This window comes from Bradyrhizobium sp. JYMT SZCCT0180 (assembly GCF_018130165.1).
Classification (GTDB): domain Bacteria; phylum Pseudomonadota; class Alphaproteobacteria; order Rhizobiales; family Xanthobacteraceae; genus Bradyrhizobium.
On the sequence record NZ_JAFCLZ010000016.1, the window covers coordinates 72,481 to 98,496 of the forward strand.

General features: G+C 61.7%; 20 protein-coding genes. 12 read left to right on the forward strand and 8 right to left on the reverse strand.

Annotated elements, in window-relative coordinates:
• Window position 1 precedes the first annotated feature (1 nt).
• The 4 genes from JQ641_RS23390 to JQ641_RS23405 all read left to right on the forward strand — a co-directional run bounded on the left by JQ641_RS23390 (window position 2) and on the right by JQ641_RS23405 (window position 4,550).
• On the forward strand, window positions 2-1,072 hold the full coding sequence (locus tag JQ641_RS23390) for an esterase-like activity of phytase family protein (RefSeq protein WP_211998257.1): 1,071 nt from the start codon (window positions 2-4) through the stop codon (window positions 1,070-1,072).
• A gap of 79 nt (window positions 1,073-1,151) precedes the next feature.
• The gene (locus JQ641_RS23395; protein ID WP_211998258.1) at window positions 1,152-2,114 is read left to right on the forward strand and encodes a Bug family tripartite tricarboxylate transporter substrate binding protein; all 963 of its coding nucleotides are present in this window, start codon (window positions 1,152-1,154) and stop codon (window positions 2,112-2,114) included.
• A gap of 93 nt (window positions 2,115-2,207) precedes the next feature.
• Window positions 2,208-3,320, forward strand: coding sequence for an NADH:flavin oxidoreductase/NADH oxidase (locus JQ641_RS23400; protein ID WP_211998259.1), 1,113 nt, complete (start codon window positions 2,208-2,210; stop codon window positions 3,318-3,320).
• Between the two features lie 129 nt (window positions 3,321-3,449).
• Window positions 3,450-4,550, forward strand: coding sequence for an LLM class flavin-dependent oxidoreductase (locus JQ641_RS23405; protein WP_211998260.1), 1,101 nt, complete (start codon window positions 3,450-3,452; stop codon window positions 4,548-4,550).
• A gap of 107 nt (window positions 4,551-4,657) precedes the next feature.
• On the opposite strand, the gene JQ641_RS23410 is transcribed toward JQ641_RS23405, so the two are convergent.
• The 5 genes from JQ641_RS23410 to rpmB all read right to left on the reverse strand — a co-directional run bounded on the left by JQ641_RS23410 (window position 4,658) and on the right by rpmB (window position 12,838).
• On the reverse strand, window positions 4,658-5,782 hold the full coding sequence (locus JQ641_RS23410; protein ID WP_211998261.1) for a DUF2336 domain-containing protein: 1,125 nt from the start codon (window positions 5,780-5,782) through the stop codon (window positions 4,658-4,660).
• A gap of 1,044 nt (window positions 5,783-6,826) precedes the next feature.
• The gene (locus JQ641_RS23415) at window positions 6,827-7,120 is read right to left on the reverse strand and encodes a GIY-YIG nuclease family protein (RefSeq protein WP_211998262.1); all 294 of its coding nucleotides are present in this window, start codon (window positions 7,118-7,120) and stop codon (window positions 6,827-6,829) included.
• 152 nt (window positions 7,121-7,272) lie between these two features.
• Complete coding sequence (locus tag JQ641_RS23420; RefSeq protein ID WP_211998263.1) at window positions 7,273-8,559, reverse strand: T6SS phospholipase effector Tle1-like catalytic domain-containing protein; 1,287 nt, start codon at window positions 8,557-8,559, stop codon at window positions 7,273-7,275.
• Window positions 8,560-8,670: 111 nt separating this feature from the next.
• Window positions 8,671-12,369 (reverse strand): DEAD/DEAH box helicase, encoded by a 3,699-nt coding sequence (locus JQ641_RS23425; protein ID WP_211998264.1) that lies wholly within the window; start codon window positions 12,367-12,369, stop codon window positions 8,671-8,673.
• A 160-nt stretch (window positions 12,370-12,529) separates the two neighbouring features.
• The gene (gene rpmB / locus JQ641_RS23430; RefSeq protein ID WP_211998265.1) at window positions 12,530-12,838 is read right to left on the reverse strand and encodes a 50S ribosomal protein L28; all 309 of its coding nucleotides are present in this window, start codon (window positions 12,836-12,838) and stop codon (window positions 12,530-12,532) included.
• 391 nt (window positions 12,839-13,229) lie between these two features.
• On the opposite strand from rpmB, the gene JQ641_RS23435 reads away from it, so the two are divergent.
• From JQ641_RS23435 to JQ641_RS23465, 7 genes are all read left to right on the forward strand, one after another.
• The gene (locus JQ641_RS23435; RefSeq protein WP_249150634.1) at window positions 13,230-14,045 is read left to right on the forward strand and encodes a DUF3108 domain-containing protein; all 816 of its coding nucleotides are present in this window, start codon (window positions 13,230-13,232) and stop codon (window positions 14,043-14,045) included.
• A 434-nt stretch (window positions 14,046-14,479) separates the two neighbouring features.
• A complete protein-coding gene (locus JQ641_RS23440) occupies window positions 14,480-18,049 on the forward strand; it encodes a helicase-related protein (RefSeq protein ID WP_211998266.1) in 3,570 nt (1,189 codons plus the stop codon).
• A 78-nt stretch (window positions 18,050-18,127) separates the two neighbouring features.
• Window positions 18,128-18,397, forward strand: coding sequence for an RNA-binding S4 domain-containing protein (locus JQ641_RS23445; protein ID WP_211998267.1), 270 nt, complete (start codon window positions 18,128-18,130; stop codon window positions 18,395-18,397).
• 162 nt (window positions 18,398-18,559) lie between these two features.
• Window positions 18,560-18,898 carry a ferredoxin FdxA gene (fdxA, locus tag JQ641_RS23450; RefSeq protein WP_192736497.1) on the forward strand — a complete coding sequence of 113 codons (339 nt, stop codon included), beginning with the start codon at window positions 18,560-18,562 and terminating at the stop codon, window positions 18,896-18,898.
• A 438-nt stretch (window positions 18,899-19,336) separates the two neighbouring features.
• A complete protein-coding gene (locus JQ641_RS23455) occupies window positions 19,337-20,122 on the forward strand; it encodes a CarD family transcriptional regulator (RefSeq protein WP_192736498.1) in 786 nt (261 codons plus the stop codon).
• A 358-nt stretch (window positions 20,123-20,480) separates the two neighbouring features.
• Window positions 20,481-20,936 carry a host attachment family protein gene (locus JQ641_RS23460; protein ID WP_211998268.1) on the forward strand — a complete coding sequence of 152 codons (456 nt, stop codon included), beginning with the start codon at window positions 20,481-20,483 and terminating at the stop codon, window positions 20,934-20,936.
• 255 nt (window positions 20,937-21,191) lie between these two features.
• Complete coding sequence (locus JQ641_RS23465; RefSeq protein ID WP_211998370.1) at window positions 21,192-21,485, forward strand: hypothetical protein; 294 nt, start codon at window positions 21,192-21,194, stop codon at window positions 21,483-21,485.
• A 286-nt stretch (window positions 21,486-21,771) separates the two neighbouring features.
• Here JQ641_RS23465 and JQ641_RS23470 read toward each other — a convergent pair whose 3' ends face one another.
• The 3 genes from JQ641_RS23470 to JQ641_RS23480 form a co-directional block, all read right to left on the reverse strand.
• The gene (locus tag JQ641_RS23470) at window positions 21,772-23,265 is read right to left on the reverse strand and encodes a M48 family metalloprotease (RefSeq protein WP_211998269.1); all 1,494 of its coding nucleotides are present in this window, start codon (window positions 23,263-23,265) and stop codon (window positions 21,772-21,774) included.
• A 29-nt stretch (window positions 23,266-23,294) separates the two neighbouring features.
• Window positions 23,295-24,041 (reverse strand): thermonuclease family protein, encoded by a 747-nt coding sequence (locus tag JQ641_RS23475; protein ID WP_249150636.1) that lies wholly within the window; start codon window positions 24,039-24,041, stop codon window positions 23,295-23,297.
• 191 nt (window positions 24,042-24,232) lie between these two features.
• Complete coding sequence (locus JQ641_RS23480; RefSeq protein ID WP_211998270.1) at window positions 24,233-24,433, reverse strand: hypothetical protein; 201 nt, start codon at window positions 24,431-24,433, stop codon at window positions 24,233-24,235.
• 282 nt (window positions 24,434-24,715) lie between these two features.
• On the opposite strand from JQ641_RS23480, the gene JQ641_RS23485 reads away from it, so the two are divergent.
• Window positions 24,716-25,921 (forward strand): ABC transporter substrate-binding protein, encoded by a 1,206-nt coding sequence (locus JQ641_RS23485; RefSeq protein ID WP_211998271.1) that lies wholly within the window; start codon window positions 24,716-24,718, stop codon window positions 25,919-25,921.
• Window positions 25,922-26,016 lie beyond the last annotated feature (95 nt).

Here is a 26,016-nt window from a genome sequence, read left to right on the forward strand (position 1 = left end):
TATGCGCGCACCTTTTAGCCGCCGTCGCTTTCTGAAAACTGCAGCGGCGGCGCTCTCGGCCGCCGCGCTGCCTGCGATTGCGCATGCGCAGACCGCAGTTCAGCGGCCGCCGAAGCCGGCTCCCCCGGATGAATATTCGGTCACCGCGCCGGTCTCGATCGAGGTCAATGCGAGGCCGCTGCCGTCGTTCGATACCCGCGACCGCTCCCACGTGCGGTTTGGCTCGCTGGAATATCGCAGCGGCTTGATCCTGACCTCGCGGTTTCGCGGCTTTGGCGGCCTGTCGGGTCTGCGGCTCGACGCCAAGGGCGAACGCTTCATCGCCATCAGCGACAAGGGCGGCTGGTTTACCGGCCGCATCGTCTACAAGGGCCGCGAGATGACCGGCCTCGACGATGTCGAAGCGTCGCCGATACTCGGTCCCGATGGCAAGCCGATCACCGCCCGCGGCTGGTTCGACACCGAGTCGATCGCGCTCGATGGTTCTTACGTCTATGTCGGCATCGAACGGGTCAATCAGATATTGCGGTTCGATTTCGCCAAGGGTTTTACGCGCTCGCTCGGCGAGCCGCTGCCGTTGCCGCCGGCGGCGCGCAAGCTGCCGTTCAACAAGGGGCTCGAGGCGCTGGTGATGGTGCCGAAGGGCTTTGCCCTAGCGGGGACGCTGATCGCGATCTCCGAACGCGGGCTAGATGCCGGCGGCAACATCATGGGCTTTCTGATCGGCGGCAAGACGCCCGGCCAGTTCGGCATCCGCCGCACCGAGAATTTCGACGTCAGCGATGCGGTGCTGCTGCCCTCGGGTCAATTGCTGTTGCTGGAGCGCAAGTTTTCCATGCTCGGCGGCATCGGCGTCCGGATCCGGCGCATCGCGCCAAATTCAATTGCCCTAGGTGCCGTGATCGACGGTCCCACGATCTTCAACGCCGATCTCGGCAGTGAAATCGACAATCTGGAAGGCATCGACGCCCATGTGACTGACGAAGGCGATACGGTGCTGACGCTGATCTCCGACGACAATTTCTCGATGATCCAGCGCAATCTGCTGCTGCAGTTCACGCTGGTGGATTGAGGCAGGACGGGGTTCACTGCGTAACCCTGTTTGCGGAACGGTTCTTGCAGCGATCCGGGCAGTGAAACCGGAGCATTTGATGACCAGGTCCATTCGCGTATTCCTCATCCTTTCGATCGTTTTCTCAGGGTTTGCCGCCCAGGCCGAAACCTGGCCCACCCGCATGATCAAGGCGACCATTCCGTTTGGCGCGGGCAGCGCGGCCGACGTCGTGCCGCGGTTGCTGTTCGACCGGCTGGCGGTCGAACTCGGCCAGCCGATCGTGATCGAGAATCGCGCCGGTGCGGGTGGCACGGTCGGTTCGGGCCTGGTGGCCAAGGCTGATCCCGACGGCTACAGCATTCTCTCCAACTCCAACGCGCTGACGATCGCACCGGCGATCTTTCCAAATCTGGCCTTCGATGCCGCGCGCGACCTCGCCTCGGTGCTGATGATCGGCTCCACCGCCAATGTGATGATCGTGCCGAATTCGCGTCCGTGGAAGACAATTCGGGATTTCATCGCGGACGCCAAGGCGAAGCCCGGATCGATCTCCTACGGTTCGGTCGGTATCGGCAGCGCGGTCCATATCAGTTCCGAGAAATTCCGCCTCGCCGCCGGCTTCGAGGCCACCCACATTCCCTATCGCGGCGGCGGCGAGGTGATCGCCGATATTCTTGGCGGCCGGATCGCTTTCTATTTCTGTCCGCTGGCAACCGCGCTGCCGCTGATCCGCGAGGGCCAGGTGCGCGCGCTCGTGGTATCGACGGCCAAGCGCGCGACTGAGCTGCCCGATGTGCCGAGCCCGGTCGACATCGGATTGAAGGATGCCGACAGCGCGATCTGGTTCGGCGTATTGGTGCCGTCGAAGACGCCGCGCGAGATCGTCGACAAATTGCATGCGGCAGGCACCAAGGTGCTGGCCGATCCGGTGACGCAGGATGGCTTGAAAAAGCTCGCCATCGAGCCGATGCCGATGACCCCCGGCGAGATGGATGCACTCCTCAAGCGCGAGATCGCGGCCAATTTTGAGCTGATCAAGGCTGCCGGGATCAAACAGTAAGGGGAGGGTTGCGCTGGCGGCGGGTTGAGGGGAAGGGGGTGGCTCGCTACGTTGCAGGCCAGCATCCTTCCCTCCCGGTCCGGACATCCTTGCATGAGCACCCTGTTTTCCCCGATCCAGCTGCGTGGCCTGAAGCTCGCCAACCGCATCATGGTGGCGCCGATGTGCCAGTATTCTTCCGTCGATGGCGACGCCAATGACTGGCACTTCACGCACATCAATTCGCTGGCGCTGTCGGGCGCCTCGATCTTCTGCATCGAGGCAACGGCGGTCGAGGCGATCGGCCGGATCACGCCGGGCTGCCTCGGCCTCTACAACGACGCCAACGAGGCGGCGCTGAAGCCGATCCTGGCCTCGGTGCGCAAGCGCTCCAAGGCGGCCGTGATGATCCAGCTCGCCCATGCCGGCCGCAAGGCGTCGAGCCACACGCCCTGGGACGGCGGCCAGCTGATCCCGGTTTCCGAAGGCGGCTGGCAGGTGGAAGGGCCGTCGGCGATTGCGCACAAGGCGAGCGAGACGCCGCCAAAGGCGTTCGATGCCGCGGGTCTCGCGCGGGTGCGCGATGCGTTCGTGGCTGCGGCGAAGCGCGCCGAGCGGCTCGGCATCGACGCCATCGAGGTGCACAGCGCCCACGGCTATCTGCTGCATCAATTCCTGTCGCCGATCTCCAATCAGCGCACCGATCAATATGGCGGGTCGCTGGAGAATCGCATGCGCTTTCCGCTCGAAGTGTTCGACGCGGTGCGCGCGGCGTTTCCGCATGACAAGCCGGTGGGCCTGCGGCTTTCCTCGACCGACTGGGTCGAGGGCGGCTGGGATCTGGCGCAGACCATCGAATATGCCAAGGCGTTGAAGCAGCGCGGCGTCGACTGGATCGACGCGTCCTCGGGCGGCGTTTCGCCGTTGCAAAAAATCCCGCTCGGCCCCGGCTATCAGGTGCCGTTCGCGCAAGCCATCAAGCAGGCGACCGGCCTCACGACGATTGCGGTCGGCCTGATCACCGAAGCCAGGCAGGCCGAGGAGATCGTGGCCTCCGGCAAGGCCGACATGGTCGCGCTGGCCCGCGGCATGCTCTACGACCCGCGCTGGGGCTGGCACGCCGCCGCCGAACTCGGCGGCGAAGTGTTTGCACCGCCGCAATATTGGCGCTCGCAACCCTCGACGCAGAAGGCGCTGTTCGGCGCCACCACGTTCGGGACAAGGTAAGTATCGAAGCGGCACGCCGCGCGAATTTCTGCCCATTGGTTTCGTCATATCTCGGCCACACGCTTCGCGTGCTATGCTCTCGCTTGCGCGCGACAGACGCGTTTTGAAAAAACAGCGAGAGGACGCCCCATGGAGATCGGATATTTCACGATGCCGTCCCATCCGCCGGAGTGCGGGTTGAAGGAGGGTCATGACTGGGACTTGCAGACGCTGCGGTGGCTCGATGAGCTCGGCTATCAGGAAGCCTGGATCGGCGAACACCACACCGCGCCCTGGGAGCCGCACCCTTCGCCCGACCTGATCCTGGCGCAGGCGTTCCTGCAGACCAAAAATATCCGCCTCGGCCCCGGCGGCTTCCTGCTGCCCTATCACCACCCCGCCGAACTCGCCAACCGCGTCGCCATGCTCGACCACCTCTCCGGCGGACGCTTGAACTTCGGCGTCGCGGCGTCGGGCCTGCCCAGCGACTGGGCGATGTTCAACGTCGACGGCATGTCCGGCCAGAACCGCGACATGACCCGCGAGGCGCTGGAGATCATCCTAAAAATGTGGACCGAGGACGCGCCGTGGTCGTACCAAGGCAAGTTCTGGACGGTGAACAAGCCCGACGTGATGTTCGACTTCCTCAAGCCCCACCTCAAGCCGTTGCAGGCGCCGCATCCGCCGATCGGCGTCGCCGGCCTCTCCAAGGGATCGGATACGCTCAAGCTCGCGGGCGAGCGCGGCTATATCCCGATGAGCCTCAACCTCAACCCGGCCTATGTGGCCAGCCACTGGGAATCGGTGGAGATCGGCGCCGCCAAAACCGGCCGCAAGCCGAACCGGCAGGACTGGCGCTTGGTGCGCGAGGTGTTCATCGCCGACACCGACGAGGAAGCCTGGCGGCTCTCCGTCGGCGACATGATGGGCCGGATGATGACCGAGTATTTTCTCCCCCTGCTCGGGCATTTCGGTTTCAAGGACTACCTCAAGCACGCGCCCGACGTGCCTGACTCCGATGTCACCGCCGACTATTGCGCGAAGCGCAACTGGATCGTCGGCTCGCCATCGACCTGCGCCGAGAAGATCGAAAAGATCTATCACGAGGTCGGCGGCTTCGGCACGCTTCTGGTGTTCGGCTTCGACTACAAGCACAAGCCGGAAGCGTGGCACCATTCGCTGCGCCTCCTGAAGCAGGAAGTGATGCCGCGGCTGAAGCACCTCGACGCGAGCCTGATCCGCGCCGCGTAACGATTGTCATTCCGGGGCGCATCGAAGATGCGAACCCGGAATCTCGAGATCCCGGGTCTGGTCCTTCGGACCATCCCGGGATGACGGATGCGCTTTTGGCGCATCCGTCAGTTCATTCCCGGCGGCGCGTCGGTCGCTTTCACCTGCCAGAACCGCAGCATGCGCTGCGCGTTGTCCAGCGTCAGCTTGGCGTATTGCGATTTCGCCTGCGCCAGTTCGTGCGGGCCCATGTTGCCTGACGCAAAACGGCTGTCGAGCACGGCGGCCACGGTTTCCCAGCTCAATCCTGCGACGCGGCAGGGAACCAGCAGGCCTTCATCGCGCAAACTCTGCATCAGCGGGCGGATGACGTCGATGCCGGAGCGCGACAGTTCGGCGAGCGCCGCCACGGTCTCCTCGTACTTGCGCTGTTTGGCAAAACTCATCAGCGCGCCTTCGTTGAGCTGGCCGTTCTTGGCGAGCAGCGTCACGTAGCGCTTGGCGGAAGCGAAATCGCGCACGCGGGACATTTCGCGGCTGGCGCCGTCGGCGGCGGCGGCGATGGCGCCGCGGATTTCCTCGAACAGGTGCGGCGGCGCGCGCGACAGCAGCCGCGTGCGCACGGCTTCGGTGGCGTCGCGCAGCAATTGCCGCCTGATATGCGCCGGCAGGTCGACGCGGATGCCGGTCTCGATCGCAAGTTCCGGATCGTGTTCGGCCTGCGCCAGCAGCACCGCAAAACCACCAGTGGAAACCTTGGCGCCGGGATTGGCGACGAGCTTGCGGCTGACGCTCGGATAATGCCGCGCCAGCAGCGCGTCGGTGACGATCTCGGCGAGCCACCAGCGGCCGGATATCGCGAGCAGATGCGCCTCGCTTTTGCTCTGCGCGAGCTCGACCAGATCCTCCGCCGACAGCCGCGCGGATTCGGTCAGCACGGGCGCTGCGACCGAAATATCCTCGTTGTGGGCGAGGCGCCGGATCACGGCATGCGGCGCCTGCTTCACCGACGCGAGCTGGCTGCTCATTTCGGCGAGCGCGATGCGCGCGCTGACGTCGGCGATGGCGCGCAGCTCGATGGTCCTGATCAGTCGTTCGAGCACGTCGCCGAACAGCTCGATCTGTTCGCCATTGAAGCCGTCGGCCGAGGTCAGGAACAGGTCCGTGACGCGGCGGAAAGTCTCGAGGTGCTTTTGCGCCGAGCCGGCCTTGATGGCCGCCTCGACCTCATCGGCGATGGATTGTTCCAGCATCGCTCGTCCTGAGCGTTCGAAGCCAATTCTGGCAGAGGGGAAAAGGGTATGGTGAATAGCTGAACAGTCGGTAAAATTCGGGGTGTTGGTCGGGCCTCTCACCGTCATTGCGAGCGAAGCAAAGCAATCCATTGGGCGGGCTACTCAGTGAAACTACGGAGATTTCGGTCGCCGCGTTTGGCGACGCACTGATGGGGAAGGTGGGGTACGGCTGATTGCGTCATTCTCCGCTGTCGTCCCGGCCTTGAGCCGGGACCCATACTCCGCGGCGGTTATTGTTGCAGAAGGTCTCTGACGCCGGTGTTCCTATCGATGGGCCGCGACGTATGGGTCCCGGCCTTCGCCGGGACGACGCGGATACGGTTTCGCATTCCCGCGGCAGGTTTCGCCCGGGTTGTTCAAATCGTTTGCCCCCAAAATCCAGAGGGCGCAGGGAATGCCGGATGCGCGCTGCACCCGCGGTCTCATGTGCGTTCTGTGCTAAAAAAGCTGCACATGAGCATACAGGGCAGCGGAGAACATCCGACATTCCCTGCGCAGTGGCTTTACGGCTTATGACGCGCTCTCCCCGGTGAGACGGCCTCTATTGCCACCGTCACTGCGCAGGGCTTGAGCCCTTGCGCAGCTTGACGCCGTTACGGGCGCCAGGACCACACGCTTTCACCGTACGCCTCAGCCGCGACCGTCAATCGCAACCTCAGCGTCCACCGCATCCCCGCCCCTCGTCGTGACGATGGCCAACGCCCCTCTGAATGGGACGGGATGGCTATTGATGTGCAGGTGATTTGGGGTGGAAGGGAAGGGAAATGTTTTTGATTTTCGGAAATTTAGGGCTTGACATGGTTTCTGCAAATCGGAAGTGATTTGCCCGTCGTGCCGTTTTGTCGCAGTTCCGATGTCGTCCCGGCGAAGGCCGGGACCCATAACCACAGGATCGAGTGATTTAGGGAAGTCGTCGAACAGCATCTCTCAACATGAACTACACGGCGTATGGGTCCCGGCCTTCGCCGGGACGACAAGAGAAGCCAGGACAACAAATCTATTTCACAGCAAATGCGAGAGGTCGCTCCAGTCGGGATTCTCTTCCTCGATCAGCCTGATCTTCCAGTCGCGATGCCAGTTCTTCAATTGCTTCTCGCGCGCGATGGCTTCCTGCGGCGAGGCATAGGTCTCCATGTAGACCAGACGCGTAACGCCATACTTCTTGACGAACTCCGAACCGCGCCCCGCGCGATGCAGCGCGAGGCGATTGCCGAGATCGTTGCAGACGCCAATGTAGAGCGTTCCGTGGCGGGCGGAGGCGAGGATGTAGACGTAGTAGGTGCGGGGGGTGGTCATGGTGTCAGCAACTGGCTGCTATGGAGTCGTCGTCCCGGCGAAGGCCGGGACCCATACGCCGCGGCGAGTGTTGTGAAAAATACTGTTCGACGATTGTGCCCAAAATCCAATCCTGTGGTTATGGGTCCCGGCCTTCGCCGGGACGACAACAGTCACACCTCCGCCGGCATCTCCACCGCTTCCGCCTTCACCGGCATCGGCCACGTCTCGTACTTCTCCGGCAGGTTCACCGGCCGATAATCCTTCACCTCGGCCATCCGCTTCACCACCGACTCATGAATGACAGCACCTTCCGGAATCACCCGTGGCTCCGCGTCCGGAATGTAAAACCCAAAATACACCTGCCGCTTCGGCCACTCCCGGTACTTCGCGCTCTTCGGCAAGAATTCGAGAATCCACCACGCCCCCGTCAGCGACGTGTGCACCTCGCCGCGCACATCAGGCGCGACATAGGAGAACGGGCTGTTCTTGCGCGGAATCCCCCAGGCGAGCTGGTTGACATTGGCGTGGTTGAACTTGAGGCCGGCTTTTTCGGCCTCGTCGATCATCCAGAGCAGCGGATATTTGGAGAGGCCGGATTGCTTTTCCGGATAGCCGCCGCCGATATCGGCATGCACGCCTGAGAACCACACCTGCAAAATATCCTGCGGCGTGTTCTTGATGTCGTTGAAGCGGACCGGCTTGTAGGTCTGCGGCGCGTCCCACTTCTTTAGCCGAAACATGCAGCGCCGCTCGTCGATCGAGATCGCCTGGCGGAAAATCTGCACGCTCGGGTTCTGCAGCGTCCAGGCCAGCTCTTCCAGGCTCGGGAGATAGAACCGGTCGGGCCGCGGCACGATCACGCTCGCCACCGTATCCCAGACGCCGACGAAGCGGATGACGGGCCAGCGCGCCGAGGTGATGCGCGCGAACTGCGCGGCGTTGTCGAACGGCGAGGGCGGCTCGGCATCCTCGGCGGCGGCGGCGTCGACGCGCCCCCTGTATTTTTCGCGCAGCTTCGGCGCCTCGTCGCTGGAGAACGCCTTGTAGGCGATCAGGCCGCTGCCTGCGAGATTGGCCTGCTCTTCCGTGATCAGGCCGATCTTGTGGATCAGCCCAGCCAGCACCCGCACGGTGTAGGCGCCGCGGGAAAAGCCGAACAGGTAGATCTGGTCGCCCTCGCGCCAGTTCTGCACCAGGAAGCAATAGGCCGCCAGCACGTTGTCATCGAGCCCATAGCCGGTGGCGAGCCCCAGGATGGCGTTGAAATTCTGCCTGAGCCGGTGCCACGTGTTCGGCCGCGCCAGCGTGCCGACCCCGGGATCGTAAAACACCAGCTGCCGCGGCTCGGTTTTTTCAGTCTTGCGCAGGCAGCGATAGAGCTTCAGCACATTGGAGATGTTCTCGGAAATCTCGTTGCCGGTGCCGTCGCAGCAGATGACGATGTTTCTGGGTGTCATGAGGGGTGCCCCTGATCTCGTACAGCTTGTAGTTTAGCGGGCGTGCGGTGGGGTGGCGAGGAGATTGGGAGCGATTGCCATAGTATCCGGGCCGATTGCCTCCCGGTGCCATTAGCCAGTGGCTTCCGTCCAACTCTCTCTTCTGCGTTTTCCAACGCATATCCGGCCGACAACACTGTTGCTGGCGAGATCATAGATGGCTCCAACTTGGTAGACTCGTAACCCAAGCATTGTTCTAATCTCGGAGCAGGTGGCTAAGTGCTGGCCGTCTGGCGACAATATTGCTGCTTCAACGTAGTATTTTCCGCGCTTGGTTGCCGCTGCGATTCGTTCGGCAACATCGGACCACTTCTCAGCTCCGTCCGAATTGCGTTTAACGCCATCGAGCATTTCGAGCAGTGGCAAAAGCCGGTGAGGATTGGAGGAGGTTGCGAATTGAAAATGGATAGCAAGCCCAGATAATTCACATTTTCGAATGTCGTCCGGATGATACTTGCGGCCGCTCCAGACGCATGTCTTTGTTTCGGCTGGAGTACAGAAGAGATTGCCAGCAGATTGAACTGCAATCTCCTTCAAGAGTCGGGTGTCTGATAAACTGCTGCTCACGAAGAATCGCTTTAGGGCGCGCTTACCCGAAATGGCACAACGATCTAGCCCAATCGGTAAGATATTTTTGCCACTCACTTCACATCGTTCGAGGACCCCAATTCTGACGGAATAGCCAGTTACGTCGCAACGTTCGGCTTCGTCCTGAATGATAGGTTGTCGGGTTTCGTGACAGATGACGAACTCTTGTTTATGGCCCGTCCTTCCAGAAACAGCGGATCGTAGCTGTTGATCAGTGCGGTACCTCTTTCCCGATATTTCGCTGACAGCAATTTCTTCCTTGAGAACTTCAGCCTGAGTAAATGAGCAAACCTCATAATGCTCAGGCTCTGCCCGTTTCCCGCTGACGGCAGAAACCTTGAGAAGCTTGGAGGAGACAAGATTTCCAGTGACATCCGAGACTTCGGTCTCGTCGCGAAACACGCGCTTGCCGCTTGATGAGCATAAGACTGTGAATTCAGGTAGTGCAAAACGTCCGCTTACCTCAGACTTAACTAGTAGGTGCCGCAATGCATCTGCACCGGTGATTTCGCATTTGGAGAGGCAAGAGCTAGGGACGGTGCGGCCGGTTTGGGAGCATAGGCCTAGCTCCGGACCATCGACAACCTTCCCGGCATGAGGAGAGATGGAAAGCGAGCTTTCATATTCGTCGACCGTGTCAAAGCTGTATCGAGTCTTGACTTTGACTTCGCGATGCACCGCTCCGGTCATGCCGACAAGCGTCATTTCAAGATTCGGCGTGAACTCGTCCATCAGTTTTTTGCGTTTACGCTCGTCTTCTGTCCGTCGTGTTTCGTACTCTCGTCGCTCCAAATAAAAGCGACAAAATTCCGATATTCCCTCATCGTAGGCAGCTGCGTTCTTAAGTTTTTCAGTTTTGAGACCAATAGTTTCAGGTTTTTCAATTGTCCGAGGCAAAGCATCTAGGCCTGATCGGCCGGTTACCAAGCGGTGGTCGTCAGCTGAGCATGGGATGTCCACCAGTCGTTCGTAACTGTCGTGTGCGACCGTTGCCCGAACTCGTACCACTGCTGCTCCATTGAAGGCACGAGATACGCTGTCAATTTCTACCGACTTCGTCCTAGCTCCGAAATCATCCACCCAGCTATGCGCGGTCTCTTCGCACTTCTTTGCGGGATCGCGGTCGACGTCTTCCACGTCATGAATGCCAGACGCAACAATTCTGGTTACGAGACGTTGAAATGGCGGGCTGCCAGGACCGTAGAGTATGCTTCTTACGTGGGGGTCGGCTTGATCGTCAAACCGAATGTATTCGCGGCCGCCGTTCTCCTCGGCCAAATACAATCCATTTGATCCCGGAGTGATCTTACTGCCGAGGAGGCCAAGAGCTCCAAGGGTAAAATCACGAGGCTCCATCGATCGAACGGCCTTGGGTAGGGTCGGAGTGCGAGGCCCAACGTCCTCGCTCCCATCAGCCCCTCCCAACATGTCATTGATGGTCTTCTCTTCTCGTTCTAGTTCCGTCTTGGCTTCTTCTATGCTCTTCTCTGCGAGCTTTGTTGCTCTGTCGATATCTTTGCCGGCAAGTGCCGCGATCACGAGCTTAAGAATCTGCTCCTCAAAACTGGTGCCTGCGTCATCATCCCCGTCGCCAACATCAGCCCCCTGCAACAGGGCTTCCACATCGCCAATGGCATGTGCCGCCATTTGTAGCTTTTCCATCAGTCTTCCGACGATGTAATCCTCAAATGTGCCTTTCAGAGTTACGTTGTAGATGCTTACATAGGCGTGGTCGGAGGCAAGTCTTTGAACGCGACCGATCCGCTGTTCAACAATCATGGGATTCCAAGGCAGATCGTAGTTCACAAGCACATTGGCAACCTGAAGGTTGACGCCTTCAGATCCTGCTTCAGTTGATACAATTACCCTGTACCCGGGAGGGTTTTTTCGGAAGAGGCTAATGGTCTCTTGATTTCGCTCACCTGAATCTCCGTTGATAAGTCCGACTTTCAATCCTTGGCCGGCCAGGTAATTCTGAATCGTCGTTTGCGTCTCTCGCCGTATCGTGAAGACAACAAGCCGCCAGCCGTTGGGGTTCTCGGCCTTGAGTTTTCCGATGAGATTGCTGAGGCCAATGAGTTTCGCGCTCAGTGGCATGCCCTCGACAATTGATTTTACCGATGCTGCTAAATCTGGCGGGACAGTACCGTTTCGGGCCATGTTGGTGAGTTGGGCGGATAGCGCCTCGGGGCTACTAGTCAGCGCTTGCAGTATCGAGATTTGCGTTAGCTTGTTGAGTTTTTGAATTGGCTTGGCAATGGTCTCAATCAGTCGAAGCTCGGCGGCCGTGGGCTGAACCTCGTGCCTCAGCACTTTCCGCTCAGGAAAATAGAGTTTGGCGTCGCCACGACGAACTCGAGACATATAGCCATAAACGATCGAACGAAATTCATCTCGAGCTTCAAGTTTTAGTTCGCGCGCCTGTTCTCTGTTGTCCGCTATGAAACGACGGGCAAACATGCCCGGGCTTCCAAAAGGATTGTCGTGGCCACGAGCAACGGTGAGTAGGTCGACCAACGAGTACAAGTCCCAGAGGCGATTTTGAATTGGCGTCGCGGTCAGCATTAATACGAAGGGAAAACGCCGGTCCTTCAGCGCTTTGCGGAAGCGCTTGGCTACCTCTGGGGGTTTTTGAACGCCATACAAATTCCTGAGCTTGTGGGCTTCATCGAGCACGAGCATCTGAAAGCGATCTTCGGGAATTTTATCGAGGTGCAAACGAGCCGAATTGTACGTTGTGATGACGGCGCCGACCTCGTCGGGCTCCGCCTCGATTAAATCTTTGCCAAAGGCGACCGACGCTGGAATATCGAACTTCGATTCAAGCTCTTCCTTCCACTGGTGCGCGAGTATTTTTGGGCAGACGATTAAAATCTTAGAGAGGCGTGATCGGGCAACAAGCTCGCTAATGACGAGACCTGCGCTTATCGTTTTGCCGAGGCCGACATCATCAGCCAGAAGCGTTACGGGCAGGCGCCGGCAAAAAGTAATCAGGTTGCTTACTTGATGAAGATAAGGTGTGAGCCGGTCGTGCCACCGATACGTCGACTTAAGATCTTCCGCCCGCTCAATCACGATGGGATCCGTCAAATCCCATTCTAGGCCTGCTCGATAAAGCCGGTATTCCTCCGGCGCTCTCTTGCGGCTCAATATCTTAGTTTTGAATTCCGAGGTTGCGTCCATTCCTGCCCGGCATTCGAAAAGCTCAACTATAGGATGCTCACTTCTCGCAATGCGAGCAAGTAGCTTGTAAGCTTAGTCCCCCCCAAAAACAAAAACGGCCGGGTCTTTCGACCCAGCCGTTCAAAACTCTAAAGCCCGCTGATGAAGCGGAGCTAAACCTTTAGCTCGCCTTCTTCTCGTACACCGGCTTGCCGACCTTCTTCTGGATCGCGCGCTTGAGATCCAGCGCGCGGGGCGACAGCACGTCGGCCTTGGCCTTGAGAAGGTAGCCGTCGAGGCCGCCATTGTGGTCGACGCTCTTGAGCGCATTGGTCGAGACGCGCAGGCGCACGTTGCGGCCGAGCGCGTCCGAGATGAAGGTGACGTTGACCAGGTTCGGCAAGAAGCGCCGCTTGGTCTTGATGTTCGAGTGGCTCACCTTGTTACCCACCAGCGGGCCCTTGGCCGTCAGTTCGCAGCGCCGAGACATCGCACAAAATCCTCTTCCATCCCCGCAACCTGGCAGCGCATCATGGCGCCGCGCGGGGGTCCAAAATCATGTCCATTTCCAGGAACCGCGGACGTATAGGGCTGAAGGCCCGAGGCGTCAAGGTTTTGCGGGGTTTCGCTTAAGATTTTGCGCACCCGCGAGAGGGTGGCGTTGGCGGTTTGGAAGCCATTACAAGGGTTTAAGGATATCAAGGCGTTAGGACCATATAAAGGGCGCAATCCCCGCCGACATCTCTGTTCCCTCCGGATTGAGCCACCGCGAGGGACCGCCACGCGTTGATTGCCGGATATTTTTGATTACATAAACAAGAGCTCGCGCCAGCAGGACCGTCAGTTACGTGACCACACGTGCCATTTCGCATCGTTTCCGCCTGTTGGGCAGTCTTGCGGCCTGCGCGCTGCTGTGGCTGGCGCCGCTGGAAGCCTCCGCGCAGGGGCGGCTCGATGCCCATTACGAGGCGTCGCTGGCGGGCATCCCCGTCGGCAAGGGCACCTGGACCATCGAAATCGGCGATGATGCGTTTTCCGCCTCCGCGCAGGGCGGTTCCACCGGCCTGCTGCAGGCGTTTTCGGGCGGCAAGGGTTCCGGCGCCTCGCAAGGCCGCGTCGTGGGTGGCGCGCTGGTCGCCAACGCCTATACCGCGACCACCACGAGCTCGAAGAAATCCGAGACCATCCGCCTCGTGATCGCGAACGGCGGCGTGAAGGATTTTACCATCGATCCGGAACCGCCGGTCGATCCCGACCGCATCGTGGTGACCGAAGCGCATCGGAAGAACGTGCTCGATCCGATGACGGGCGCGATGATCCGCGTGCCCGGAACCGGCGATCCGCTGTCGCCGGAGGCCTGCCGCACCGGCACCGGCATCTTCGACGGCCGGCTGCGCTATGACCTCAAGCTCGACTACAAGCGCATGGAAACGGTCAAGGCCGAGCGCGGCTATCATGGGCCGGCCGTGGTCTGCGCGATCTATTTCACGCCGATCGCGGGCTATATCCCCGATCGGCCCGTGATCAAGCACCTCGCGGCCCAGCGCAACATCGAGATCGCCTTCGTGCCGATCGCGGGCACCCGCATCCTGGTTCCATTTCGCATGACGATCCCGACCCCGTTCGGCCCGGCGATGCTGGAAGCCACGAGTTTTGTCACAACGGCGGCGCCGCCAAGGGTGGCGAAGACGCAGTAATCGCTGTCGTCCCGGCGAAGGCCGGGACCCATAACCACAGGCATTCATTGTTGCAGCAGGTGCAACTTCGACCGGCTCACACGGCACGGCCGCGGCGTATGGGTCCCGGCCTTCGCCGGGACGACGAGAACGCCCATGAATCCCATTGACTCTTCACCGCTTCTGATTCGACTCCGAGCCCTCTCAATTTTAAAGGAATTCACCTGAAAACCCTGCCTTGTGGAGCCCCAGCAAACTTGATCTAGTGCCGCATCATGAGCGCTAACGCTGGATGTTGCGGTGAACGAAGCCAGTTTAAGTAAGAGTCAGCGATTCCTTCGCGATTCGTTCTAGACTCGTTCCAGAGCTTAAGCCGCGACCGCATCACCGTCGCAAAGTGACACACATAGCAAGCCGCGCGGCGCCGCTGAGAATCAAAGAAACACCTGCAAATTATGGCTTTCTCCTACTCGTCCACGTTTGGACATGAACGCGCTCCCGGCGCCGGCGTTACCGCGGTGCTGGGGCCGACCAACACCGGCAAGACGCATCTGGCGATCGAGCGGATGCTGGGGCATTCGTCCGGGATCATCGGCCTGCCGCTGCGGCTGCTCGCACGTGAGGTCTACAACAAGATCGTGGCTCGCTCAGGTGTCGAGAGCGTCGCGCTGATCACCGGCGAGGAGAAGATCAAGCCGAAGAACCCGCGCTACTGGGTGTCGACGGTGGAGGCGATGCCGCGCGACATCGACGTGTCGTTCCTCGCGGTCGATGAAATCCAGATCGCGGCCGAACTCGAACGCGGCCACGTCTTCACCGATCGCATCCTGCACCGCCGCGGCCGCGACGAGACGCTGCTGCTGGGGGCCGCGACGATGCGGCCCATCATCGAGCGGCTGCTGCCGGGCGCGTCGATCGTCACGCGGCCCAGATTGTCGCAGCTCGAATTCGCCGGCGACCGCAAGATCACGCGCCAGCCCAGGCGCACTGCGATCGTCGCGTTCTCGGCCGATGAAGTCTACGCGATCGCCGAACTGATCCGCCGCCAGCATGGCGGTGCGGCTGTCGTGCTGGGCTCGCTCAGCCCACGCACACGCAATGCGCAGGTCGAGATGTTCCAGAACGGCGACGTCGATTATCTCGTCGCCACCGACGCCGTCGGCATGGGCCTCAACCTCGACGTCGATCACGTCGCGTTCGCCTCCGACCGCAAATACGACGGCTACCAGTTCCGCCGCCTGAATCCTTCGGAGTTTGCGCAGATCGCGGGCCGCGCGGGGCGCGCCACGCGCAACGGGACCTTCGGCACCACCGGCCGCTGCGCGCCGTTCGAGCCGGAACTGGTGAACGCGCTGCAGAACCACACGTTCGACAGCGTCAAAATGCTGCAGTGGCGCAATTCCAAGCTGGATTTCGCCTCGCTCGGCAGCCTGCAGGTCTCGCTGGCGCTCTCGCCGCAGCATGAAGTGCTGACGCGCGCACCGATTGCGGAGGATTTGCGCGTGCTCGATCATGCGGCACGCGACGGCGATGTGCGGGAAATGGCCCACGGGCCGGCTGCCGTGGAACGGCTGTGGGACGCCTGCCAGATCCCGGATTACCGGCGCCTGGCGCCGGCCGCCCATGCAGAATTGGTGACCACGCTGTACGGTTTCCTGATGAAAAAGGGCCGGATTCCCGACGAATGGTTCGCGGCCCAGGTCGACCAGGCCGACCGCGTCACCGGCGATATCGACACGCTGTCGGGCCGGATCGCGCAAATCCGCACCTGGACCTTCGTCGCCAACCGGCCGGACTGGCTGGGTGACCCCGATCATTGGCAGGGGATCACGCGCGAGGTCGAAAATAAATTGTCCGATGCGCTGCATGATCGGCTAACGGAGCGTTTCGTTGACCGCCGTACCAGTGTATTGATGCGCCGCCTGCGGGAGAACAGTGTTTTGAATACGGAAATCGGCAAGACCGGCGAAGTGATCGTTGAAGGCCATGTGATTGGCCGCCTCGACGGATTCACCTTTGCACCAGATGCGGCGGAGGCCGGAAGCGACGCCAAGGCGTTGCAGGCGGCAGCACAGCAGGTGCTGGCCGGCGAGATCGAGACGCGCGCCGAGAAACTCGCCGCTGCGCCCGACGACGCCTTCGTGCTGACGTCAGATGGCACCATCCGCTGGACCGGCGATGCGGTGGCCAAACTCGTCGCGGCCGACGACGCGCTGCATCCGCGCCTGCGCATCATTTCCGACGATCGCCTCAATGGCGCGGCGCGCGAAGCCGTGCAAACGCGGCTCGATCTGTGGCTCAAAACGCATATCGAGAAATTGCTGGGGCCGCTGTTCGGGCTTGCCAAGGCCGAGGACATCACCGGCATTGCGCGCGGCATCGCGTTCCAGTTGATCGAGGCGCTCGGCGTGCTCGAGCGTTCAAAAATCACCGCCGAGATGAAGGATCTCGACCAGCCCTCGCGCGCGACGCTGCGCAAATACGGCGTGCGCTTCGGCGCCTATCACATCTATTTCCCGGGCCTGCTGAAGCCTGCCGCGCGCTCGCTGGCGTCGCTGCTGTGGGCCGAGAAGCAGGACAATGTCGATATGTCGGCGCTGTCAGGCGCGCAGCATCTGGCGTCAAGCGGCCGCACCTCGTTCGCGGTCGACAAGGCGCTGGCGCGCGACGCCTATCGCGTGCTCGGCTATCGCCAGTGCGGCGAGCGCGCGGTGCGCGTCGATATCCTGGAGCGTCTTGCCGATCTGATCCGCCCCGCGCTGGCCTGGCGTGAAAGTTCGCCGGGCGAAAAACCCGGCGGCGCGTTCGATGGCCGCAGTTTTGTGGTGACGCAGGCGATGACCTCGCTGACGGGTTCGGCCGGCGAAGATTTCGCCTCGATCCTGCGCGCGCTCGGCTATCGCTCCGAGCGCCGTGCGCCGCTGCCGCCGAAGCCGGTCGCGGCGACTGAACCGGTGGTGGTGGAAGCCGCGCCTGTCGAGGGCACGGATGCTGTGGCCGATGCGGCCGCGCCGACCGAAGCCGCTGCAGAGGCGCCGGTGGAAGCTGCAACTGAAGTGTCGGCAGAAGCGCCCGCGCAAACCGCTGAGGAGACCGCAGCCCAGCCGGTTTCCGGCGACCCCGCGCCATCGGCCGCCTTGCTGCCCGAGGTTTCGCTGGCGCCGGCGCCGGCCGAGGAGCCTGTGGCGGAAGCTGAACCCGTTGTCGAAGCCGCCGCAGAGCCTGCGCCGGTGGAAGCACCGGTCGTGGAAACACCTGTCGTGGAAGCGCCGGCCGCGGAAGCGTCCGAAGCGGCTGCCGCGCCTGAAGAAGCGCCTGCTGCTGAAGCAACGGCCGAGACCGTCGCCAGCGACGCCGCCCCGGCGGACGCTGCACCAACAGAAGCTGCCGCTGCGCCCGATGCGCCTGTCGTGCCCGAAATGGTGGAAGTCTGGCGGCCCGGTGGCCGTTCGGAAGAACGCCGTCCGCACCACGACCGCAACCGCCAGCGTCGTCACGGCCATCAGCAGAACAGGAGCGCCGACGGCGCTGCGCCCGCGGCCGCCGCTGGTGAAGGCGGCGAGGCTGCAGCGCCCGGACGCGAGCAGCGTCATCGCCGCGGCCGCCGTCACAACGAGTTCCGCAAGCCGAGCGAAGGCGCGCCTGTTGACGCCAACGCCACGCCGCCGGCCGAGGGCGCGCCGCAGGAGGCGCGTGCCGACAACCGTCCGCCGCGCGAACGCTTTGAGGGCAAGGGCCGCGACAATGACAACCGCCGCGACAACAAGGGCGGTGGTCGTCCGGAGAAGTTCGGCGGCGATCGCAACAAGGGCGACCGCAACAAGGGCGGCGGGCGCGATAAAGGCGGCCGCGATTTCGGTGGCCGTGACAAGGGTGGCCGCGACAAGCGCGACTCTGGGCCGTCGCATCGGCAATACGCCACCAGCGCCGCGCCGCGCGAGCGCGACCGGCCGATCGATCCCAATTCGCCATTCGCAAAACTGGCGGCGCTGAAGGAGCAGCTCGCCGGCAACAAGGATCGCTGATTCATCATTTTTTGACGCGTTTTCTTTACGCGAACCGGTACCCACTTCGCTTGAAAACGCTACGCTCGAGCAGGTTGATTGGATCGACAGCGTCTCGATAAATGGCTGTGGCATGCGCGGGTGGTGAAGGCCCGCACGAGTGCTGCCGCATTGGTCGAGGCCGGCCACGTCCGCATCAACGGCGTGCGCGAGAAGGCTCCGGGACATGCCGTGAAGCTCGGCGACGTCGTCACCATCGGGCTCGACAATTCGGTGCGGGTGCTGAAAGTCGCAGGCTTTGCCGAGCGGCGGGGCGATGCCGCGGCCGCGCGCGCAACTTACGAGGATTTGCAGAACCGCAGGGAATGACTATCTGCAAACGAGCCCGCCGGGCGCTTGAAGAGCCAAGCTCTCCGGCGCTGCTTCCTGCTTGTTGTTGCCTTGCTCTTCCCTTGCGGCTGCGCAGTTCATGCGCTACGCAAACCCCGGAAAAACTTGATCGTTTCGGAGCCAATTCTTTCGGAGTTATGGATGACTTACGTCGTCACTGATGCCTGCATCAAATGCAAATATACCGACTGCGTTGAGGTCTGCCCCGTGGACTGCTTCTACGAGGGCGAGAACATGCTGGTCATCCATCCCGACGAGTGCATCGACTGCGGCGTCTGCGAACCCGAATGTCCCGCCGACGCCATCAAGCCGGACACCGAGCCGGGCCTGGAGAAGTGGCTCGAGGTCAACACCGAATACGCCAAGGCCTGGCCCAACATCACCCAGAAGAAGGACCAGCCGCCGGACGCGAAAGAATTCGAGGGTGTGGAAGGCAAGTTCGAGAAATATTTTTCCAAGGAACCCGGTAGCGGGGACTGATTCGCGGAACCGCCTTCCAGACCAGTTGAGACCGCTCCGGACCTAATTTGAACCTAATTCGGAGCCACCTGACCCATACACAGCCTGCCGATTTAACCTTGTTGACGGACTTATGACCGAAAGGTCCCTGCGAAGGTCCGAAACAGGGCGTAAATCATTGATTTTTGCGGAAAATGTGCTATATTGGGCACATTACAAGCCGGATCCGGCCTTGCGTAACTTTGGCCCTGCCGGTGGTTCCGTAAAAAACATCGAACAGGGGCGTGGCAGTTCCGCGCGCAGGCTGTGTCACAGAAAACGCGTAAAAAGAGTGTTTCAAAGACTTCGAAAAAAGCCGCCGCGGCCAGCCGCAGCGCAACCAAAGGCCGTGCCAAGGCGTCTGTAAAGGAAGCCAAGAAGGCTGCAGCCACAAAGTCCTCGAAAAACAAAAGAAGCTCAATGCCAGATAAGACTGCAAAAACTGCCGCGAAAGCGACAGCTTCGAAGGCCACTGTCTCGAAGGTTGCCGCCAAGACTGCCCCCAAAGCTGCCGCTGCTGCTCCCAAGGCTGCCGTTGCCGCGCCCAAGGCCGCTGTTGTGGCTCCGAAGGCCGCCGCCCCGCGCGTGGAGGAGCCGAAGAAGGTCGTGACCCAGCGTCAGGGCTTCAAGGCCAATGAATTCGTGGTCTATCCCGCTCACGGGGTCGGCCAGATCCTGGCGATCGAGGAGCAGGAGATCGCAGGCGCCAAGCTTGAGCTGTTCGTGATCAATTTCATGAAGGACAAGATGACGCTGCGGGTGCCGACCGCCAAGGTCGCCAATGTCGGCATGCGCAAGCTGTCCGATCCGGCGCTGGTCAAGAAGGCCCTCGAGACGCTCAAAGGCCGCGCGCGCGTCAAGCGCACGATGTGGTCGCGCCGGGCGCAGGAATACGAAGCAAAGATCAATTCGGGCGACATCGTTGCGATCGCCGAAGTGGTGCGCGATCTCTATCGCTCGGACTCGCAGCCCGAACAGTCCTACAGCGAACGCCAGCTCTATGAAGCGGCGCTCGATCGCCTGTCGCGCGAAATCGCCGTCGTCCAGCATTCGACCGAGACCGAAGCGGTCAAGGAAATCGAGAGCCAGCTCGCCAAGAGCCCGCGCCGCGGCGCCAAGACCGAAGCCGGTAGCGAAGCTGACGGTGAAGGTGATGAGGCCGACGCCGACGGTGACGATGCTGCCGTTGCGGACGAGGCGGCGTAAGCTGCGCTTCACAGTTTGAATTGCGAAAAGCCCGGTCGAGAGACCGGGCTTTTTGTTATGGGGCGATATCTAACCCCACGTCGTCCCCGCGAAGGCGGGGACCCATAACCACGAATATGCGTAGTTAGAATCCGCTGTAGCTCCAGCGTCGTGCAGACAACCAACATCGGTGGTTATGGGTCCCGGATCGCGCTCGCTACGCTCGCTTGTCCGGGACGACGGAGATCTTACGCAGTCTGCGGTGCAGATCTATCGCGTGCGCATTTGACGCGATGGCCGCCATCGACGCCGGCATCTCCTTGCGGAAACCCTATCTTGGCTCCGGCGTTGTCAATCAACGCAACCGATTGGAGCAAGAATGGCCACGGAACCCGCAACCTATGTTCACCACAACGCGCTTATCCTCGTCGGCGACGGTCAAAAGGCGCTCTTCCTGCGCAACAAAGGCACGGCGCATCGGGTCCAGCTTGTTGTCGAACGCATTATCGAGCGCGACAATCCGCCGACCCGCGAGCAGGGTACCGATCGTCCGGGGCGATCCAACGCAAGTGTGGGTGTGGCCCGGAGCGCCATGGAAGAAACAGATTGGCACCACATTGCCGAGGAGCGGTTTGCCGGCGAGCTTGCCGACGCGCTCTATCGTCATGCCCACGCCAATCTTTTCGAGAAGCTTGTGATTATCGCTCCGCCGAAAGTGCTGGGCAATCTTCGCAAGGCCCTTCACGCGGAGGTCATCGCGCGCGTGACCGCGGAAATTCCAAAGGAACTGACGTCGCATCCGGTTGCCGAAATCGAGCGGCTTGTCGCGGCTTGAGCGGTGCGCGCTGGAGCGCGCTCGCGAGTCGAGGGCGTTCTGGAAATTTGCCGTGATGGCGGGAACGTTTCCTGCGCGGATTCATTCGAGGCATGTGGCCGGCAACAAACAGAGCTTCGGCTGCACCCCATCCACGATCGCACGCCCGGGAACGAATTGGATTTGCCTTGCCTCGGGCTGGTCTGATGCACGCGGGAGCAGAAGGAGGGGAACACACCGAGACAGACCAAAATCGCGCACTAGATGGAGCAGATCATGAAGTTGAGCTCGACACAGGTTAAACAAACCCTGAGCCAGTTCCAGGCCGAGGTTCTTCCCGACGATCATCCGGCGGTCCCGCAGCTGAACAATCTGTTCGGGAACCACACCTTCTTTCTGGATACCCGCGGCCTCAAGGTTCTCGAACCTACCGGGGCGCCGGAGACCGAGGCTCAAAGCGGCGAAGTCGTCAGTCTCGCCGACTGGAGCGATGCGACGCTCACGAGTCTGAGGCCGCATGAACCGGAAATGACGGGTCTGGTCGTGGTGCTTGAGCCGAGCAAGCACTGAGGCGAAATTGTCGTCGTGAGCGAGTGGACCGCAGCGCTCGCCATACATTCAGTCGTCGTCCCCGCGAAGGCGGGGACCCATAGCCACGAATGCGCATGGTGGATCGGCTGTGGCTACAGCGTCGTGCAACAATGCAAATCGGTGGTTATGGGTCCCGGATCGCGCTTCGCTTGTCCGGGACGACGATTAAGAAGGGACCAGACCCGGAATCTCGAGATCCCGGGTTCGCGCTAAGCGCGCCCCCAGATGCGCAATTGCGCATCCGGGATGACGCGCTTTTCGCGCGTCAATCCACCACGATCTTGACGCGGTCGCGGGTCTTGACCTGCGCGGTGGCGTCGAGGCCGTTGAGGATGCGGAAGCGCTGGGCCGGGCGGTCGACGCCAGCCATGCGGTGCGAGAGCGATTCCACGGTGTCGCCGGGCTGCACGGTGATGACTTTTATGCGGAGCGGTCGTGCCGCCTGAATCTCCTCGAGCGTCAGGCGGCGGAACGAATTGACGGTCTCGCGCGCGTTTCGCTCGCTTTCGGTGGTCTTCTGCTTGGCGGCAAAAATGAAGCGGTAGACGTCGCTGCCGAACCGCAGCGCGTAAACCTTGAATTGCCACTGGTCGCCGCTCGCCGAGGCCGACGCCGCCGGGAAGCCGTTGATGGTGAGGTCCTCGGTCGAGGCCTTCTCGACGCCTTCCATCCAGCCGGAATTGAGGTAGTCGCCGAGCGACTGCTCCGCCGGCACCCGCACCACGTCGAAGCGCATCGCCTGCGTGCCGCCTTCGCGGACGCCGATCACGGCCTGCGCGGTGTTGTCGAGCGTGAAGGTGTCGGGGGCGGCAAACGAGAAGCCGAGCTTGGGATGCAGGAAGCGCCGCCCGCGCACAAAACCTTCACTGGGGTCTTCGCCATAGACGATGTTGTCGATCGCGGCGAGATAAGTCTCGCGGTCGCGCTCGCCGCCTTCCGGCGACGAGAATTGCCGGGCCGAGTTCTGCGCATTCTGCACGCGCTCCGGGGTTGCCGGGTGCGACGATAAAAAGTCCTGCGCGCGGGGATCTAGCGAGGTCTTGCCGGCCTTCAGCGCCGCGTTGCGCTCCATCGCGCTCAGGAAGCGCGAGGCGCCGTAGGGATCGAAATGCGCGCGCGCGGAAATTCCGACGCCGATGCCGTCGGCCTCGAACTCCTGGGCGCGGGAGAAGCTCGCCATCGTCAGTTTCGTTTTCGCAAGCGCCAGCGCGGTCAGATCCGGATCGTTGCTCATGTCTGTCACAACGCGGGTGACGACGGCCGCCTGCCTTGCCTTGTCGTCGCGGATCGAGGCGTGCTTGGCCAGCACATGCGCCATTTCGTGGCTCAGCACCGAAGACAATTCCGAGGTGTCGCTGGCGAGTGCGATCAGGCCGCGCGTCACATAGAGCTGACCGGTCGGCAATGCGAAAGCGTTGACCGCGCCGGAATTCAGGATCGTCACCCGATAGGCCTGGTCGGGACGGTCGGAGGCCGCGACCAGCCGGTCGACGGTCTTGCTGATCAGCGCTTCCAGCTTCGGATCGTCATAGGTGCCGCCATAGGAGGAGAGGATGCGCTCATGCTCGCGCTCGCTCGCGGGCGTCTGCGCCACGGTGCGGTTCGGCTTCGCCGGCGCTGTGGCCGTCGGCGCCGATGTCTCCAACCGGCCGCCGACGCTGCCGCAGGCCGACAGCGTCAAAGCAGCGCACAGCACGGCCGGCGCAGCCAAAAGGCGGCGGCCTGTACTTCCCTCGCGCCGTCCTGAACGCTCCGTCACGTCAGCCCACTCTTCTCTTCTGAAACGAGCTAATTCCCACCCAGCACTTCAATCTGCCCCACCCGGAGCACGTCGATCCGTGGCCCACCCCGCGCCTCGACATAGCCGCGGACACGAATCCGTCGATTTTCGAAGGACTTAGGCAAGAGCCCGGCCGCCTCGAACGCCGGCATCATGCGCCTTGAAATAGTCACAGCAAAGTCCCGAGTCCAGTTCCGGCCAAAATTCAGATAGGTCGTTGCCCCTGCCTGCCGCACGGACAAAACCTTGCCCTCGACCACCGAAAAGCGCCCAATCCCGGCCAAAATATCGCCGGGACTTTCCGCGTTTTTTATGGCCGCCGGATCGGCCCAGGTTCCCCTTTTGGCGCGCCGCGCCTCGGCCTCGGCGGCCGCCAGTTCCGCAGCGCAGTCCTTCACGGCCATTTCGGTCGAAACCAGCGCCTCGCCGCGGCGCAGCAGTTCGCTTTGTACTGTCGTCTCGGAACCCGGCAGGAATACGAAGGCGGACTGGCGGCCATACCGGTCCGGCGCGTCGTCGTCGCCGCGCAGCGTCACATCGCGCCCGGTGACGATCGATGACAGGGCTGCCGCGCCGTTCGCCTTGTCCGTGGCTGAAGGCACGATGCCGGCGAGGCGGACCTCGCGGCCGTCATCGAGGCGAAAGCTGCGTGCGTCGATCACCGCGGCGACGCGGCCTTCGCCTTGCGGTTCGAAAATGCAGCCGGCGGCGTTGGCGGGAGTGGTGGCCATGACGGCCAAGCCACATATCAGCATGACCGCGATGTGCGAACTGTGACGGTTTTGGTCCACGCGTCTCATACCGTTGGTGTCGGCTCCTTGCGATAGCATCATACCGCATCATCAATCCTCATAGTGAGGAGGCGCGCATGCGCCGTCTCGAACCATGGAGGCCCCAGTGGTCGCTCCCGGTAGTTCACTTTGAATTCTGTTTCGACCGTAGGCGCTCAGGCCTTACGGTAAGCGCGAATAATGGTTTGGCGATACTCCTCCGCCGACAATCCTTCGCGTTCCGCGTCGACCGCCCGCTTCTTCATGCTTGGCGTTAGCTGGATACCCTCGACGGCACAGATCTTGGAAAAGCTGCTGCGGCCAATCACGAAGCGCCTTTTCTTGGGCTTCGTATCTGGTTGCGTGGGATTTGACATGCGCTGATCGTAGCATGCTTTGTGCGCTCAGCTTCCGCGCACCAAACAGAATTTTCATTTCGTCATGGCCAGGTTTTCTCGCCTAGCTGAAGCAAAGACGTGGATGCCCGGCACTAGGCCGGGCATGACGAGCTTGGCCATATGAGCCCATTCCGCTTAGCGGAAAAACGCATACAAGACGCGCTCCGCACGCGCCTTGCCGCTGTGAATGCCATGCGGCATGATCGCGCCGCGTGAAATTCGAAGCCGCAGGCAAGCGGCAGCCAAAAAAGGGAGGCCTTCATGAAGCGGGTTGTCACAGGTATTTTCGCCGCTGTTCTGGCGATGTCGAGCACGGCGGCACTGGCGCAGGCCAAGCCGCCGCTCAAGCTCGGCGGCATCCTCGACATGTCGAGCCTGTATGCCGACATTACAGGCGCCGGCAGCGAATATGCGGCGAAGATGGCGGTGGAGGATTTCGGCGGCGAGGTGCTCGGCCGCAAGATCGAGATCATCGCGGCCGATCACCAGAACAAGGCCGACCTTTCCGCCAACATCGCCCGCGACATGTTCGACAATCAGGGCGTCGAGATGCTGTACGACGTGGCGGCGTCCGCAACCGCGCTGGCCGCCGGCGAGATCGCCAAGGCGCGCAACAAGATCGTGATCTTCAACGGGCCCGGCTCGATCCGGCTCACCAACGAAGCCTGCGGTCCCCTGACCGTCCACTACGTGTTCGACACGTACGGCCAGGCCAATGTGACCGGCCTGGCCTCCGTCAAGCAGGGCCTCGACAGCTGGTACTTCCTGACCGCGGACTATGCGTTCGGGCATGATCTGGAAAAGGACACCGCCAATGTCGTGACGAAGTCCGGCGGCAAGGTGCTCGGCAGCGTGCGGCATCCGCTCAACACGTCCGACTTTTCCTCGTTCCTGCTGCAGGCACAATCTTCCAAGGCCAAGATGATTGGCCTCGCCAATGCCGGAGGCGACACCATCAACGCCATCAAGCAGGCCGCCGAGTTTGGAATTACGAAGAGCGGCCAGAAGGTCGCGCCGTTGCTCGCTTTCGTCACCGATATCGACAGTATCGGGCTGGAAACCGCACAGGGCCTGCTGCTCGCGGAAGCTTTTTACTGGGACCTCAACGACGAGACCCGCGCGTTCTCAAAACGCTTCATGGAACGCATCAAGCGCGTGCCGACGTCGGCGCAGGCCGGGGTCTACTCTTCCGTCTCGCATTATCTGAAGGCGGTGAAAGCCGCAGGCACCACCGATTCGGCGGCCGTCATGAAAATCATGAAGGACACGCCGATCAACGACATGTTCGCCAAGAACGCCAAGATCCGCGAGGACGGCCGCATGGTGCACGACATGTACCTGTTCGAAGTCAAGAAGCCGTCGGAATCGAAAGGCCGTTGGGACAATTACAAGCTGCTGACGACGATTCCCGGCAATGAGGCATTCCAGTCGCTGGAATTGTCGCGCTGCCCGCTGGTGAAGAAATGACGGCCGAAAGGCCGTCATCCCGGGGCGCGCATTAGCGCGAACCCGGGATCTCGAGATTCCGGGTCTGGTGCTAACGCACCATCCCGGAATGACGG